Origin of the sequence: Kitasatospora sp. NPDC056184 (assembly GCF_042268405.1) — a bacterium.
Classification (GTDB): Bacteria; Actinomycetota; Actinomycetes; order Streptomycetales; family Streptomycetaceae; genus Kitasatospora.
In genome coordinates, this window is sequence record NZ_JBHJUI010000020.1 from 1 (window position 1) to 14,789 (window position 14,789).

At 72.1% G+C, this 14,789-nt stretch carries 11 protein-coding genes; 5 read left to right on the top strand and 6 right to left on the bottom strand.

What is annotated here, in order from left to right; all coding sequences use genetic code 11:
• Positions 1-352: 352 nt before the first annotated feature.
• Positions 353-2,506, bottom strand: coding sequence for a prolyl oligopeptidase family serine peptidase (locus ACFC0B_RS30485; RefSeq protein ID WP_376092952.1), 2,154 nt, complete (start codon positions 2,504-2,506; stop codon positions 353-355).
• Positions 2,507-2,732: 226 nt separating this feature from the next.
• Between ACFC0B_RS30485 and ACFC0B_RS30490 the strand changes: the two genes are divergently transcribed.
• The 5 genes from ACFC0B_RS30490 (at position 2,733) to ACFC0B_RS30510 (ending at position 8,595) form a co-directional block, all read left to right on the top strand.
• On the top strand, positions 2,733-2,927 hold the full coding sequence (locus tag ACFC0B_RS30490) for a DUF2304 family protein (protein WP_344344199.1): 195 nt from the start codon (positions 2,733-2,735) through the stop codon (positions 2,925-2,927).
• Between the two features lie 50 nt (positions 2,928-2,977).
• Positions 2,978-3,907, top strand: a complete 930-nt coding sequence (gene mshB, locus ACFC0B_RS30495) for an N-acetyl-1-D-myo-inositol-2-amino-2-deoxy-alpha-D-glucopyranoside deacetylase (RefSeq protein ID WP_376092956.1) — start codon at positions 2,978-2,980, stop codon at positions 3,905-3,907.
• Positions 3,904-4,365, top strand: a complete 462-nt coding sequence (locus tag ACFC0B_RS30500; protein ID WP_376092959.1) for a DUF6113 family protein — start codon at positions 3,904-3,906, stop codon at positions 4,363-4,365. Before mshB ends, ACFC0B_RS30500 begins: the two co-directional genes overlap by 4 nt.
• A 237-nt stretch (positions 4,366-4,602) precedes the next feature.
• Complete coding sequence (locus ACFC0B_RS30505) at positions 4,603-6,765, top strand: peptidoglycan binding domain-containing protein (RefSeq protein ID WP_376092962.1); 2,163 nt, start codon at positions 4,603-4,605, stop codon at positions 6,763-6,765.
• Positions 6,766-6,879: 114 nt separating this feature from the next.
• The gene (locus ACFC0B_RS30510) at positions 6,880-8,595 is read left to right on the top strand and encodes an ABC transporter family substrate-binding protein (RefSeq protein WP_376092965.1); all 1,716 of its coding nucleotides are present in this window, start codon (positions 6,880-6,882) and stop codon (positions 8,593-8,595) included.
• A 53-nt stretch (positions 8,596-8,648) separates the two neighbouring features.
• Here ACFC0B_RS30510 and ACFC0B_RS30515 read toward each other — a convergent pair whose 3' ends face one another.
• From ACFC0B_RS30515 to ACFC0B_RS30535, 5 genes are all read right to left on the bottom strand, one after another.
• Positions 8,649-9,668, bottom strand: a complete 1,020-nt coding sequence (locus ACFC0B_RS30515) for an ABC transporter ATP-binding protein (protein WP_376092968.1) — start codon at positions 9,666-9,668, stop codon at positions 8,649-8,651.
• Positions 9,661-10,755: an ABC transporter ATP-binding protein gene (locus ACFC0B_RS30520; protein WP_376092971.1), complete on the bottom strand. Its 1,095-nt coding sequence runs from the start codon at positions 10,753-10,755 to the stop codon at positions 9,661-9,663. The genes ACFC0B_RS30515 and ACFC0B_RS30520 overlap by 8 nt, the downstream gene beginning before the upstream one ends.
• 15 nt (positions 10,756-10,770) lie before the next feature.
• Positions 10,771-11,766, bottom strand: a complete 996-nt coding sequence (locus ACFC0B_RS30525; RefSeq protein ID WP_376092974.1) for an ABC transporter permease — start codon at positions 11,764-11,766, stop codon at positions 10,771-10,773.
• Complete coding sequence (locus ACFC0B_RS30530; protein WP_376092977.1) at positions 11,759-12,703, bottom strand: ABC transporter permease; 945 nt, start codon at positions 12,701-12,703, stop codon at positions 11,759-11,761. Before ACFC0B_RS30530 ends, ACFC0B_RS30525 begins: the two co-directional genes overlap by 8 nt.
• A gap of 93 nt (positions 12,704-12,796) precedes the next feature.
• A complete protein-coding gene (locus ACFC0B_RS30535; protein WP_376092980.1) occupies positions 12,797-14,443 on the bottom strand; it encodes an ABC transporter substrate-binding protein in 1,647 nt (548 codons plus the stop codon).
• Positions 14,444-14,789: the final 346 nt, after the last annotated feature.

Sequence of the window (14,789 nt, forward strand, 5' to 3'; positions counted from 1 at the left end):
CCCGGGGGGGGTTTTTTCGCCCCCCGGGGGGGGGGGGGGGGGGGGGGGGGGGGGGGGGGGGGGGGCGGGGTTGTGGTGGTGGTTTGCTTTTTTCCCCCCCCCCCCCCACGGACCTGCGTCACGGACCGACGTCACGGACCGGCCTCATGGACCGGCCTCACGGGCCGCCGCGGCCCGGCGACGGCTGTCGGACCCGCCCGCTAGCGTGGAGCCCGCGTCGAGGCCGGACAGATCGACCCCGTGCGGGTACACGCGGCCAAGGGGGAGCGGGATGGGAACGCCCCGGCACCGCTCGTCCGCGGGCCCGGGCACCCTGATCCGGCCCCGCTCCCCCTCCTCCGCGCGCCGCGGCTCAGCCGCCGAGCGACTTCTTCACGAAGTCGACCTGGAGCAGCAGCAGGTTCTCCGCGACCTCCTCCTGCGGCGTCATGTGGGTGACGCCGGAGAGCGGCAGCACGGTGTGCGGGCGCCCGGCGGCGAGCAGCGCCGAGGAGAGCCGCAGGGTGTGCGCGGCCACCACGTTGTCGTCGGCGAGCCCGTGGATGATCATCAGCGGGCGCTCCAGGCCGGCCGCGTAGCCGGTCAGCGAGTTGCCGTCGTACACCTCGGGGTGCTCGGCCGGGTGGCCCAGGTAGCGCTCGGTGTAGTGGGTGTCGTACAGCCGCCAGTCGGTGACCGGCGCGCCCGCGACCGCCGCGTGGAAGACGTCCGGGCGGCGCAGCACGGCGAGCGCGGCGAGGTAGCCGCCGTACGACCAGCCGCGGATGGCGACCCGGTCGAGGTCGAGCGGGAACTCCCCGGCGAGCGCCCGCAGCGCGTCGACCTGGTCGTCCAGGGTGGCCCCGGCGAAGTCGTGGTGGATCGACTTCTCCCAGGCCGGCCCGCGCCCGGGGGTGCCGCGGCCGTCGGCGACGACGACCGCGAAGCCCTGGTCGGCGAACCACTGCGAGTTGAGGTGCGGGTTGTGCGCCTGGACGACGCGCTGGCCGTGCGGGCCGCCGTACGGGTCCATCAGGACGGGCAGCAGGCCGTCCCGCTCGCGGTCGTAGCCGGTGGGCAGGAAGACCGCGGCGGGGATGCGCCGCTCGCCCGCGAAGCGGAACACCGGGCGGGCGGTGATCACCGGGGTCTCGGCGTGCGAGGCGATGACGGCGACGTCGTCCACCACCACGCCCTCCGGCAGGTCCCGGGCGACCTGCACCAGGGTGCCGGGCAGGTCGGGCTCGGCGGTGGCCCGCACGGTGACGCCGGCCGCGTGCACGGCGGTGGTGACGGAGGTGAACGGACGGCCGTTGGCGGACTCCCAGGCGAGCCGCTTGCCGTCGTGGCTGATCCGGCCGACGGCGATCCAGCCGGGCTCGGGGTCGGTCTCCGCGGCGCCGCCGGAGGCCGTGAAGAAGACCTCCTCGGCGGTGACCGCGAGCACCGAGCGCAGGTGCAGGTCGGGCCCGGTGGCGGTGTGGTCGCCGATCACCAGCGAGCGCGCGCCGGACGCGTCGGAGATCCGCACCAGCTTGCCGTCCGGGGTCCAGGCCGGGACGCCCTGGAACAGCTCCAGCCAGACGTCGTCGCGCTCCTCGTGCAGCACCTCGGTGGCGCCGGTGGCGACGTCCAGGCCGAGGGTGCGCTGGGCGCGCTGGTCGCGGGACTGGACGAGCAGCAGCGGCACGCCGCCCTTCGACCAGTGCACCCGGGCCAGGTAGGGGAAGGCCGCGCGGTCCCAGACCACCTCGGTGCGGGTGCCGTCCAGGCCGAGCAGCCAGAGGCCGACCTCGGCGTCGGCGGTGCCGGCGGCCGGGTAGGCGACCTCGGCCGGCTCGCGGTCCGGGTTGGCCGGGTCGGCGATCCACCAGCGGTCGACCGGGGTGTCGTCGGCCCGCTCGACGAGCAGCCGGTCGCTGTCCGGGGACCACCAGTGGCCGCGGTCGCGGTCCATCTCCTCCTGGGCGATGAACTCGGCCTGGCCCCACGTCACGTTCGGCCCGTCGGGCTGCGCGAGGGCGCGGTCGCCGGTGCCGTCGACGCGGGTCAGCCGCAGCTCGCCGGAGGTGGTGGCGTACGCCACGTGGGTGCCGTCCGGGGAGGGGCGCGGGTCGAGCAGCGGGCCCTCGGCGGGCAGTTCGGTGGCGGTGCCGGCGGCCAGGTCGGCGACGAACAGCCGGCCGGACAGGGCGAAGGCGGCGAGCCGGCCGGCGCCGTCCAGGGCGTAGCCGACGACGCCGGCCGAGCCCTCGCGGCTGCGTTCGCGGCGGGCCTTCTCGGCCGGGGAGAGGTCCTCCTCGCCGCCGCCGAGCAGCACGGCCGGGTCGGCGGCGATCCGCTCCTCGCCGGTGGCGGTGTCGAGGGTCCAGAGCAGGTTGGCGCGGTCGCTGCCGGAGCGGGACCGCAGGAAGACGACCCGGGAGCCGTCGGGTGCGACGGAGAACGACCGGGGGGCGCCGACGGTGTAGCGCAGGGTGCGCGCGTACTGCCTCGGGAAGGTGTCCGCTGAGGTGTGGGTGGTCATGGCACCAGACCCTACGACCCGGGGTCGGCCGATGGTGATCACTCGTTCGGAGCATCGACCGCAAGTACGCCCGGAAGGGTCCCGCACCCCCTCCGACCGGCCCATGCGCCCCAGGAGTGCCACCGTGCCCCGGGGCATGCGGACTCACCCAGCGTCATGACACCCTCACTCTTCGGGTATGACTGGTGCACGAGTGCTCGCCAGGCCCCGAGGAGTGTGAGCCGCCATGGCCCTGTCCATCTCCGCCGCCATGCTGATGCTGGTCATCGTGGTGGTGCTGATCCGCCGCTCCGGCCTGAAGCTCGCGCACGCCATCGTCTGCGCGCTGCTCGGCTTCTACCTGGCGTCCAGTTCCATCGCGCCCTCGATCAGCCAGGTCACCAGCAACCTCGCGGGGATGATCAACGGCCTGCGGCTCTGACCCGCCGCGTGCGGTCACCGGGCGGCGCGCCGGTCGTTAGGCTTCCTCCCATGACCGCGACTACCGGCCGCCGCCTCCTCCTGGTGCACGCGCACCCCGACGACGAGTCGATCAACAACGGCGCCACGATGGCCCGGTACGCCGCCGAGGGCGCCCACGTCACCCTGGTGACCTGCACCCTCGGCGAGGGCGGCGAGGTGATCCCGCCGGAGCTGGCCCACCTGACGGCGGATCGGGACGACACCCTCGGCGCGCACCGGATCGGCGAGCTGACCGCGGCGATGACGGCGCTCGGGGTCGGCGACGTCCGCTTCCTCGGGGGCCCGGGCCGCTACCGCGACTCCGGGATGATGGGCGTGCCCGACAACGACGCGCCCGGCTGCTTCTGGCGGGCCGACGTGGACGAGGCGGCCGGCCGGCTGGCGGCGGTGGTCCGCGAGGTGCGCCCGCAGGTGCTGGTCACCTACGACGAGCACGGCGGCTACGGGCACCCCGACCACATCCAGGCGCACCGGGTCGCGATGCGTGCCCACGAGCTGGCCGCCGACCCGGCGTACCGGCCCGAGCTGGGCCCGGCCTGGCGGATCGCCAAGGTGTACTGGAACCGGGTGCCCCGCTCGGTGCTCGACCGGGCCCTCGCCGAGACCGCCGAGAAGGCGCCGTTCCCCGGGGTGGCCGAGCCCGCGGACGTGCCCGGGGTGGTGGACGACGCGCTGGTCACCACCGCGCTGGACGGCACCGCGTACGCCGGCCGCAAGGCCGCCGCGATGGCCGCGCACGCCACCCAGATCACCGTGGACCCCACCGGCGCGTTCTTCGCGCTCTCCAACCACCTGGGCCAGCCGGTGCTGACCACCGAGTACTACCAGCTGGTGCACGGCCAGGCCGGGCCGCGACTGCCGGAGGACGACCTGTTCGCCGGCCTGGACCCCACGGCGGCGCCCGACGGCGCCGCGGCCTCCGAGGAGCGTGCCCGATGACCCCGCCCGCCCCGGCGCGGCCCGCCCGCCGTTCGATCCCGGCGACCGTCCTCGGCACCCGCGACGAGCGGCTGAAGGAGCCCCAGCCCCCGCGCGCCGCACGGATCGCGGCCTATGTCCTGCTCTTCCCGCTGGGCTTCGCGGTGTCGGTGTGCGGAGCGTTCGTGCAGGCCTTGTGGCCGCCCGTGGGAGTCCTGCTGGCGCTCGCCGCCACCGCCGCGACCTTCTACGGCGGCCTGCGGGTGACCGGCACCCGGCTCGGCGCGGCCGTCCCGGCGGCCGGCTGGTTCGTGGCGCTGCTGATGGTGATGGTCCCCCGCCCGGAGGGGGACAACGTGCTCTGGACCAATGCCACGTCGCTCACCTGGCTGTTCGCCGGATCGATCCTGGGCGTGATCTGCGCCACCCTGCCGACCCGCGCCGGCTGGTTCCCCGGGGTGGCGGGCCCGCCGCGCTGACCCGGGCGGCCACCCGCGTACGGTGGCCGGTACGACGGGCAGTCAGCACCGCCCGGTCGTACTCTCATACCGGAAGAACCGGACGTATCGGGATCTCCCCGAACCGGTTCACCGGTCGGTTCTTCCCAGTATGGTGGTGCCGCAGAACGCCGTACCCGACGCCGCCCGCCAGGCCCGGCGCCGACGAACCGCGGTCGCGCCGCACGGCCCGGCCCGCGAACCCGGAGCAGAGCAGCATTGAGCAGCCGCGAATCTGACAACGCCCACCCGACGCCCCGGCGCACGGGCCCGGACGCCTACCCGTCGGGCACTCCGCCCTACGGGACACCGGGCTTCGCCGGCGGCGACCGCACGGGCGGCACCGGTGCCGCCAAGGGCCCGGCTCCGGAGGGTGAGGACGAGGGCCCGAAGACCGAGACCACCGTCACCACCCGGGTCCGGATCAACATCCCCGGCTCGCGCCCGATCCCGCCGGTGGTGGTCCGCAGCGCCGTCAAGAACGAGGACGGCGGCGGCGAGGAGGCCCCGGCACCGGCCGCCGAGCCGGCCGGCCCCCGGCACCGCTCCGCCGCGCCCGCCTCCCCGGTGCTCGGCGTGATGGACGGCGGCGGCCGCGGCACCCCGCCGAACCTGCCGCCGGAGTGGCAGATCCCGCCGGCCACCTCCGAGGCCGAGTCGACCGGCGCGTGGTTCCGCCCGCGCCAGAAGAAGGGCCCGGCCGCCGAGGGCACCGCCCCCGTACCGGCCGCCGCTGCCGCACCCGCCCCGGCCGCCACCGCGCCGGCCGCCGCCCCGCAGCGCGGCGCCGCCCGGGCCGACGGCGCCCGTCCGCAGGCCGAGCGCCCCGCCGCGGCCGCCCCCGGCGCGACCCGTGCCAAGGGCCGCCCGGTGCCGGCCCAGGCCCAGGCCCCCGCGGCGCACCCGAACGGCACGCCCGCCGCCCCGTACGGCGCGGCCCAGGAACTGCCCGCCGACGAGGCCGGCGTCTACGCCGACTCCCCCGCCGAGCTGTTCGCCCCGCCGGCCCCGGCCGACCCGTTCGCGCCCGCCGACCCCTTCGCCCCGGCCCCCGGCGCGCCCGCCGCGCCGAGCCCCGAGGACACCTCGGTCGACGGCTTCGCCCCGATCCGCGACGACGCCCCGGCCGCGCCCATATCCGGCGCGCCCGGCGGCGCCCCGCAGCCCGGCCTCTTCCCCGGCGCCCCGGCCGGTGCCGACCCGTTCGCCACCCAGCGCCCGCCGGCCGCCGCCGCGAACGGCGCCCCGGCCCCCGGCGGCCTCTTCCCCGGCGCCCCCGGCCGCCAGGGCGAGCCCGCCGCCGACCCCTTCCGGACCGCCGGCCCGCAGGCCGGGAGCGCGGCCGCCGCCCCGGCCGCGGACGGCCCGTCCGCCCCGGAGCCGGCCCCCGCCGCCGCCAAGCCCGCGCCGGCCCCCAAGCCCAGGCCGAGCGCCGCCAAGAAGCTGGTCAAGCTCGCCACCTACGCCGTCGTCGGGGTGGGCTTCCTCGGCGCCGCCGCCTACGGCACCGGCCTGATGCTGAACCAGTCGGACGTCCCCAAGGGCACCGTGGTGCTCGGCACGGACATCGGCGGCAGCAGCCGCGACCAGGCCATCCACCAGCTGGACGAGAGCGTCGGCAAGGCCGGCCAGCAGCCGGTCAAGCTGAAGGTCGGCGAGCAGAGCATGGACCTCGACCCGACCGCCGCCGGGCTCGCCTTCGACACCACGGCCACCGTGGACAAGCTCGCCCAGCACTCCTACAACCCGCTGGACGTCCTCAAGTCGCTCAAGGGCGACGAGAAGGCGGTGCCGCCGGAGGTCAAGGTCGACCGGGCCAAGCTCAAGTCCGCGCTGGAGGCGCTCGCCGGCGGCACCGGCCAGGGCCTCCAGGAGGGCTACGTCAAGTTCTCCGAGGGCGGCGAGGCCGTCGTCGTCCCCGGCAAGGCCGGACAGGCGGTGGACTCCGCCGCCGCCGTCGACCTGGTCGACGCGGCCTACCGCGACCGCGCCGCGGGCAAGCCCGAGCAGGCCGTCCCGCTGGCCGTGACCGCCGCCCAGCCGAAGACCTCCGCGCAGGCCCTCCAGGGCGCGGCGGACACCCTCGGCAAGTCCGCGGTGAACGGCCAGATCCACCTCCAGGCCGGCACCAAGAAGTTCGACTTCGGCCCGAAGACCGCGGCCGTCGCCCTCACCCTGGTCCCGGACGCCAACGGCAAGTTCGTGCCCAAGTGGGACCTCGACGCGCTCAACCGCCAGTTGGTCGCCGGCGGCTTCGACAAGGTGAAGACGAAGAAGAACGGCCAGCTCGTCCCGATCACCCCGCAGGACGTCGCGGACCAGATCACCCTGCTGCTCGACAAGACCGGCGACCGGGACCGCACCTTCAAGTTCCCGGTCTGACCGAACCGTTGTCGAGGGGCGGGCCCGATTCCGGGTCCGCCCCTCGACAACCCCGCTCCCGGTCAGCAAGATGTGTCGCCTGTCCTCCGCCACATCCGTCCCGGGAGAACCACCATGGGCCGCCCCCCGTACCGCCGCACGGCCCTGCTCGCCGGCCTCACCGCCGTCTCGCTCTCGCTGACGCTCTGTTCCTGCGGCCCCGGCGGCGGCTCCGCCGGGGCCGGCGCCCTGCCGAGCGCGGTCGAGAGTCCCAAGCTCACCGCCGTGGACATCAACCCGCACGACCGCGCCGAGCTGCGCCAGGGCGGCACCCTGCGGGTGGCGATCCCCCAGTACTCCAGCCAGTGGTCGCCGATCCAGACCGACGGCGGCGAGTCCTCCACTATCGCCGTCAGCAAGCCGCTGCTGCCGACCTTCTTCCGCTCCGACGCGGCCGGCACCCAGACCCCCAACCCGGCCTACCTGCTGGACGCGCACGCCGAGCAGCGGGACGGCCGGCAGGTCGTGGTCTGGACGCTGAACCCGAAGGCCCGCTGGTCCGACGGCACACCGATCACCTGGCGCGACCTGGAGGCCAACTGGCGGGCGCTGAACGGCAAGGACCCGGCGTACCGGGCGGCCAGCAGCACCGGCTTCGAGCAGGTCTCGGCGGTCGAGCGCGGCAAGGACGACCACCAGGCCGTGATGACCTTCGAGCGGCCGTACTCCGAGTGGCAGTCGATGTTCAACGGCGCCGCCAACGCCCCGCTGCTGCCGGCGAGCAAGGTCGCCACCCCCGAGCTGTTCAACACCTCCTACCTGGACGCGATCCCGGTCACCGCGGGCCCGTTCAAGGTGGAGAGGATGGACCGGACCGCGCAGACCGTCACCCTGGTCGCCGACCCGGCCTGGTGGGGCGACAAGCCGCTGCTGGACCGGATCGTCTTCCGCGCCATGGTGCCCAACACCATGGCCGCCGCCTTCAACAAGGGCGAACTCGACCTGTTCAACAACGGCCCGGACGTGGCCGGCTACCAGCTGATCCGCGGCACCCAGGGCGCCGCCGTCCGACGGGCCGGCGGGCCCGACTTCCGGCAGTTCACGCTGAACAGCCGCAGCCCCGCGCTCACCGACCCGGCCGTCCGCCAGGCGCTCTTCCAGGCGATCAACCGGGACGCCATCACCCGCTCCGACCTCGCCGGGCTCGACTGGCCCACCGTCACCCTCAACAACCACCTGCTGGTGGCCAACCAGAACGCCTACCGGGACAACTCCCTGGGCCTCAGCCGCTACGACCCGGCCGAGGCCGTCCGCAAGCTCGACGCGGCCGGCTGGAAGCTCGACGGCGACGTCCGCCGCAAGGACGGCAAGGAGCTCAACCTGCGGATGGTCATCCCGGCCGGCGTCACCCAGGCCCAGAACGAGGCCGCCGTCACCACCGGCATGCTCAAGGAGGTCGGCATCAAGGTCACCACCGTGACCGCCAGTCCCAACGAGTTCTTCGACAAGTACGTCAACAAGCGGGACTTCGACATCGCCGCCTACTCGCTGCTCGGCACGCCGTTCCCGGCCAGCGGCAACCGGACCAACTTCGCCACCAACGGCGGCACCAACCACTCCCAGGCCGGCAGCCCGGCGGTGGACTCCGCGTTCGACCGGGCGGCCGCGTCGACCGACGCGGCCGCCACCTTCGAGGCCATCAACCAGGCCGACGGCGAGCTGTGGAAGGTGGCCGGGATGCTGCCGCTCTACCAGCGCCCGCAGCTGTTCGGCGCCCGCGCCGACCTCGCCAACATCGGCGCCCAGGGCCTGTCCGACATCGTCTGGGAGAACGTCGGCTACCAGAAGTGACGGCAGGGGCCCCGGAGTCCGCGACGACTCCGGGGCCCCTCCCTCCGGTGCGCTCAGCCCGCGCCGATCACGTCCCGCACCTCCGCGAAGTGGCAGGCCGACTCGTGCGCGGCCGGCCCGCTCAGCGCCGACGGCACGGCCAGCAGCGGGACCTCCGACGCGCAGCGCTCCTCCGCCTTCCAGCAGCGGGTGCGGAAGCGGCAGCCGGACGGCGGGTTGGCCGGTGACGGGATGTCGCCGCTGAGCAGGATCCGCTCGCGCTGCTCGCGCCCGGTCGGGTCGGGCACCGGGACGGCCGAGAGCAGCGCCTGGGTGTACGGGTGGGTCGGGTGGGAGTAGATCTCCTCCTCCGTGCCGATCTCGACCACCGTGCCGAGGTACATCACGCCGACCCGGTCGGAGATGTGCCGGACGATGGAGAGGTCGTGCGCGATGAACATGTACGAGAGCTGGAAGTCGTTCTGGAGCTGCTCCAGCAGGTTGATCACCTGCGCCTGGACGGACACGTCCAGGGCCGAGACCGGCTCGTCGCAGATGATGATCTCCGGCTTGAGCGCCAGACCGCGGGCGATGCCGATGCGCTGGCGCTGGCCGCCGGAGAACTGGTGCGGGTACCGGTTGATGTACTCCGGGTTCAGGCCGACGACGTCCAGCAGGTCCTGGACGGCCTTGCGGCGGTCGCCCTTCGGGGCCACCTCGGGGTGGATCTCGAAGGGCTCGCCGATGATGTCGCCGACCGTCATCCGCGGGTTCAGCGAGGTGTACGGGTCCTGGAACACCATCTGGATGTTCCGGCGGACGGCCTTGAGGCCCGCGCCGGACAGCTTGGTGATGTCCTCGCCCTTGAACAGCACCTGACCGGAGGTGGCCGTCTCCAGGTGCATCAGCACCTTGGCCAGCGTCGACTTGCCGCAGCCGGACTCGCCGACGATGCCGAGCGTCTCCCCCTTCGCCAGCTCGAAGGAGACGCCGTCCACCGCCCGCACGGCGCCGACCTGCCGCTTGAAGACGATGCCCTGGGTCAGCGGGTAGTGCTTGACCAGGTCCTTGACCTCCAGGATGGGCTCAGCCATGGAGGGTCTCCTTCCAGAAGTGGCAGGCGCTGCGGCGGCCCGGCAGGTCGGCCCCCTCGGCGTCCAGCACCGGTACCAGGCGTGGGAGTTCGGCGCGGCAGACGTCCTGCGCCCGGTCGCAGCGCGGGTTGAACGCACAGCCGGCCGGAATCCGCAGCAGGCTCGGCGGCAGACCCTGGATCGCGTACAGCTCCTGGCCCTTCTGGTCCAGCCGGGGGATCGAGTTGAGCAGGCCCCGGGTGTACAGGTGGGCCGGGCGCGCGTACAGATCGTGCACCGGGGCCGTCTCCACGATCCGGCCCGCGTACATCACCGCGATCTTGTCCGCGACGTCCGCGACCACGCCCAGGTCGTGCGTGATCAGGATCAGCCCCATGTTGAACTCGGCCTGCAACTCCGCCAGCAGGTCCATCACCTGGGCCTGGACGGTGACGTCCAGCGCCGTGGTCGGCTCGTCCGCGATGATCAGGTCCGGCTCCAGCGCCAGCGCCATCGCGATCATGATGCGCTGGCGCATGCCGCCCGAGAACTGGTGCGGATAGTCGCCCACGCGCTGCCTGGCCGCGGGGATGCGCACCCGCTCCATCAGCTCGACGGCCTTCTCCCGGGCCTCCTTGCGGCCGGCGCCCTGGTGCACCCGGAACATCTCGCCGAGCTGGTAGCCGACGCTGAGCACCGGGTTCAGCGAGGAGAGCGCGTCCTGGAAGATCATCGCGATCTTCCGCCCGCGCACCGACCGCCGGGCCCTGGCGCTCATGGTGAGCAGGTCCTCGCCCCGGAACCGGATCGAGCCGGCGGTGATCCGCCCCGGCGGCATGTCCAGGATGCCCATGATCGCCTGCGCGGTCACCGACTTGCCGGAGCCGGACTCGCCGAGCACCGCCAGCGTCTCCCCCGCCGACACCGAGTAGCTCACCCCGTTGACGGCCTTGGCGACGCCGTCCCGGGTGTGGAACTCGATGTGCAGGTCGTCGACCTCCAGCAGCGGCGTGCCGGGCGCCAGGCTCTCCCGGCGCGCGCCCAGCACCTCGACGGCGTCCCGGCCCGCGCCGGAGCCGTCCTTCGCCGGTTGGGTCATGTCAGTCATGGTCCGCGGCCCTCCTCAGCGCAGCTTCGGGTCGAGGGCGTCGCGCACCGCGTCGCCGAGCATGATGAACGCCAGCACGGTGACGCTCAGCACGGCCGCCGGGAAGAGCAGCACGTGCGGGGCGTTCAGGAACCGGGACTGGGCGTCGCTGATCATCAGGCCCCAGGAGATCGCCGGGGACTGGATGCCGATGCCCAGGTAGGACAGCGCGGCCTCGGCGCCGATGTAGACACCCAGGTTGATGGTGGAGACCACGATCACCGGGGCGACGGCGTTCGGCAGGATGTGCCGGCTGACGATCCGCCCGGTGCCGGCGCCCAGCGCGCGGGCCGCCACCACGTAGTCGTTGTGCTTGTTGGCCAGCACCGCCGAGCGCATCAGCCGGTAGATCTGCGGCCAGCCGAGCACGGCCATCACCGCGGAGACCGTCCAGGCGTTGCCCTTGCCCCAGGTGGACATGATCAGCATGCCGCCGAGCAGCAGCGGGATGGCGAAGAAGATCTCGGTGACGCGGGAGAGGACGCTGTCGCCGAGGCCGCCGATCCAGCCGGCCCACAGGCCCAGGGAGCCGCCGACCAGGACCACCAGGGTGGTGGTCACCAGGCCGACGATGATCGAGTTGCGGGCGCCCCAGACGGTGCGGGTGTAGATGTCGCAGCCCTGCACGTCGAAGCCGAACCAGTGGTCGGCGCTGGGCCGCTTCAGCGAGTCGGCCAGGTTGCAGAAGCCGCCGGCGCGCGGGTCGGCGTCGGTGAACAGCTGCGGGACGACCGCGAGCAGCACCATGAACACCACCAGGAACCCGCCGATCAGGAACAGCGGACTGCGCCGCAGGTCCGCCCAGGCGTCGCTCCAGAGGCTGGCGACCCGCTCGCTGCCCTTGCCGTCCTTGGCCGGGCCGCTCGCGGTGAGCGTTCCGGCCTCGGCGGCCGGCCCGCCCGCGGCCGCGCCGCTGCCGGCCTGCCGGGGAATCGCCCCGCTCGCGTTCTCGTCCTTCGTCGGCTCACTCATAGCGGATCCTCGGGTCCAGGACGGCGTACAGCAGGTCCACCACCAGGTTGGCGAACAGGTAGACCATCACCAGGGCGCTCACGATGCCCACGACGATGGTGCGTTCCCGCAGGTAGACGGACTGGAAGAGCTGGTGTCCGACGCCGGGGATGTTGAAGATGCCCTCGGTGATGACCGCGCCGCCCATGAGGCCGCCGAGGTCCATGCCCAGGAAGGTCACGATCGGGATCAGCGCGTTGCGCAGCCCGTGCCGGACCACCACCCGCAGCGGGCTGAGCCCCTTGGCGACCGCCGTGCGGACGTAGTCCGCCCGCATGACCTCGATCAGGCTGGTCCGGGTGAGCCGGGCCACGTACGCCAGGGAGGTCGACGCGAGGACGTAGCCGGGCAGCAGGTAGGACCGGAAGCCGGCCTCCTCGTTGAAGGAGACCGGGAAGAAGTCGATGCCGTAGTCGGTGTTGAGCTTCACCCCGAGGAGCAGTTGGAGCACGAAGCCGATCACGAAGACCGGGATCGAGATCACCATCAGGGTCGAGATCAGCACCACGTTGTCGATGAACTTGCCGCGCCGCAGGGCGGCGATCACACCGGCGGTGACGCCCACCACCATCTCGATGGCCAGTGCGACGAACGCCAGGTTGATGGTGTACGGGAAGGCCTGCCGCATCACGTCGACGACCTGGTTGCCGCGGTAGTCCTCACCGAAGTCGCCCTTGAACAGACCGGTGAGGTAGTCCCAGTACTGGATGAAGAAGGGGTCGTCCAGGTGGTACCGGTCCCGCAGGACCTGGACGACCGCGGGGTCCTGTCGCTTCTCACCGGCCAGTGCCGTGATGGGGTCGCCGGGCAGCAGGAAGACCAGTGCGTAGATCAGGAATGTCGCGCCGAGGATCACAGGTATGGCCTGGATGATCCGGCGGACCACATAGCGGCCCATGCGGTCTCCTCGTGATCGGGGTACGCCGGAGCCGGGCGGTGCGGGGGTTGCCCGCGCCGCCCGTCAGGGCGTGCCGGTCGGACTGGGGGACGGTCAGGCCAGCTCGACGTTGGCCAGGTCGATGCGGTTCTGAGCGTCCACGACCACGTTCTTGACGGTCTTGGTGTAGGCGGCCGAGGTCATGTAGGTGTAGACCGGGATGTACGGCAGGTCCTTGATGAGGACGTCGTCGGCCTGCTGGTACAGCTTCAGGCCCTCCTCCTGGCTCTTCGCCTGGTCGGCCTGGGACAGCAGCGACTCGAACTCCTCGTTGACGTAGCCGCCGTAGTTCGAGCCGTTCTCGATGGCGACCTTGGAGAAGATCGGCCGCAGGTAGTTCTCCATCGACGGGTAGTCCATCTGCCAGGCCATCCGGAAGGCACCGGAGAACTGCTTGGCGCCCAGCTCGTCGAGGATCTTGCCGAACTTCTCGAACGGCTTGAAGGTGACCTCGACGCCGAGGTTCTTCTTCAGCTGGTTGCCGACGGCCTCGATCCACTCCTTGTGGCCGCCGTCGGCGTTGTAGCCCAGCTCGATGGTGTTGTTCGGGACGCCGCCGGCCGTGGTGAAGAGCTCCTTGGCCTTGGTCGGGTCGTACTTCGCCGCGTCGCCCATGGCGCCCTTGCGGTAGCCCGGAATGATCGGGCTGATGAAGTCGTCGGCCGGGATGCGGGTGCCCGAGAAGATCTGCTTGGTGATCGACTCCCGGTCGATCGCCATCGAGATCGCCTTGCGGATCTCCGGCTTGCCGTAGGCGGCCGGGTTCGTCGCGATCGGGAAGCCGATGAAGCCGACGCCCGACTCCGGCTTGTAGATGTAGCGGTCGCCGAATTCCTGGGCGACGGTCGCCATCGCCGAGATCGGAAGCTTGTTGGTGATCTGGATGTTGTTGGCCCGGAGATCGTTGTAGGCCGTTTCCAGCTTGTCGTAAATCTTGAAGGTGACGGAATCCAGCTTGGCCTTTCCGTCCGACTCCGGGAAGTTCTCGTAGCGCTTGATCTTGATCTGCTGGTTGTGGTCCCACTTGCCGTCCATCTGGAACGGGCCGTTGCCGATCGGGGCCTCCTCGAAGGCCTTCCGGTCCTGGAAGAACGCCTTCGGCAGCGGGTAGAAGGCCGTGTAGCCCAGCATGACCTTGAACTGCGAGAACGGAGCGCTGAGGGTGACCGTGAAGGTCTTGTCGTCGACGACCTTGAGGCCCTTGAGCTTGTCGGTGGCCGGCTTCTTGTCCTTGCCCGGCGAGAGCTCCTCGGAGCCCTCGATCTTGGCGAAGAACGGCAGGCCCTCGGCCGCGTTGTCCTGGTTGGCGCCCCAGTTCCAGGCGTCGACGAAGGACTGGGCGGTGACCTTCTCACCGTTGTGGAAGGTGTAGCCGTCCTTGAGCTTGATCGTCCAGACCTTGCTGTCCGGGGACTCGATCGACTCGGCGACGCGCAGCTTCGGGTCGTTGGTCTTGCGGTCGTACTCGACCAGGCCGGCGAAGACCTGCGCGAGCACCTGGGCGCCCTCGGACTCCGCGGTGTTCTGCGGGACCAGCCCGTGCTGCGGCTCACCCGACTGGATGCTGATCGAGCCGCCCTTCCCGCCCGACCCGTTCGCGCCGTCCGAGGACTTCTTGTCACTGCCGGTGCTGCAGGCGGAGATCGCCAGCGCGGTACACGCCGCCAGCGCGGTCCAACGCATCGTCTTGGTGAGCCTCATTCAACTGCTCCTCGATTTAGGGGCTTACGAACGAACGGCGCCCCGCCACTCGGTGTGCCGGGCACGGCGGGGGTCGACATCTCAGGGCCGATCCGCACAGCTGGCGAGGTGACCACTGATACGCGCAGAGCAACTATCGATCAACCGACCCCTTCGGTGGAATCGTCGTCACATCTCTTTTCAATTACAGGCCGGGATCAACCCGTGACAATACTCGGCAATTCCGCCATTTCGCGCACGGAATCGTCAATTCCGCTTTCCGGATAACGAACCGGTAGTACCGGTATTCGAGCATTTACGAAGCGTAATGATCTATTCGAACGGCCCGGCGGCCCACCCCGTCGGA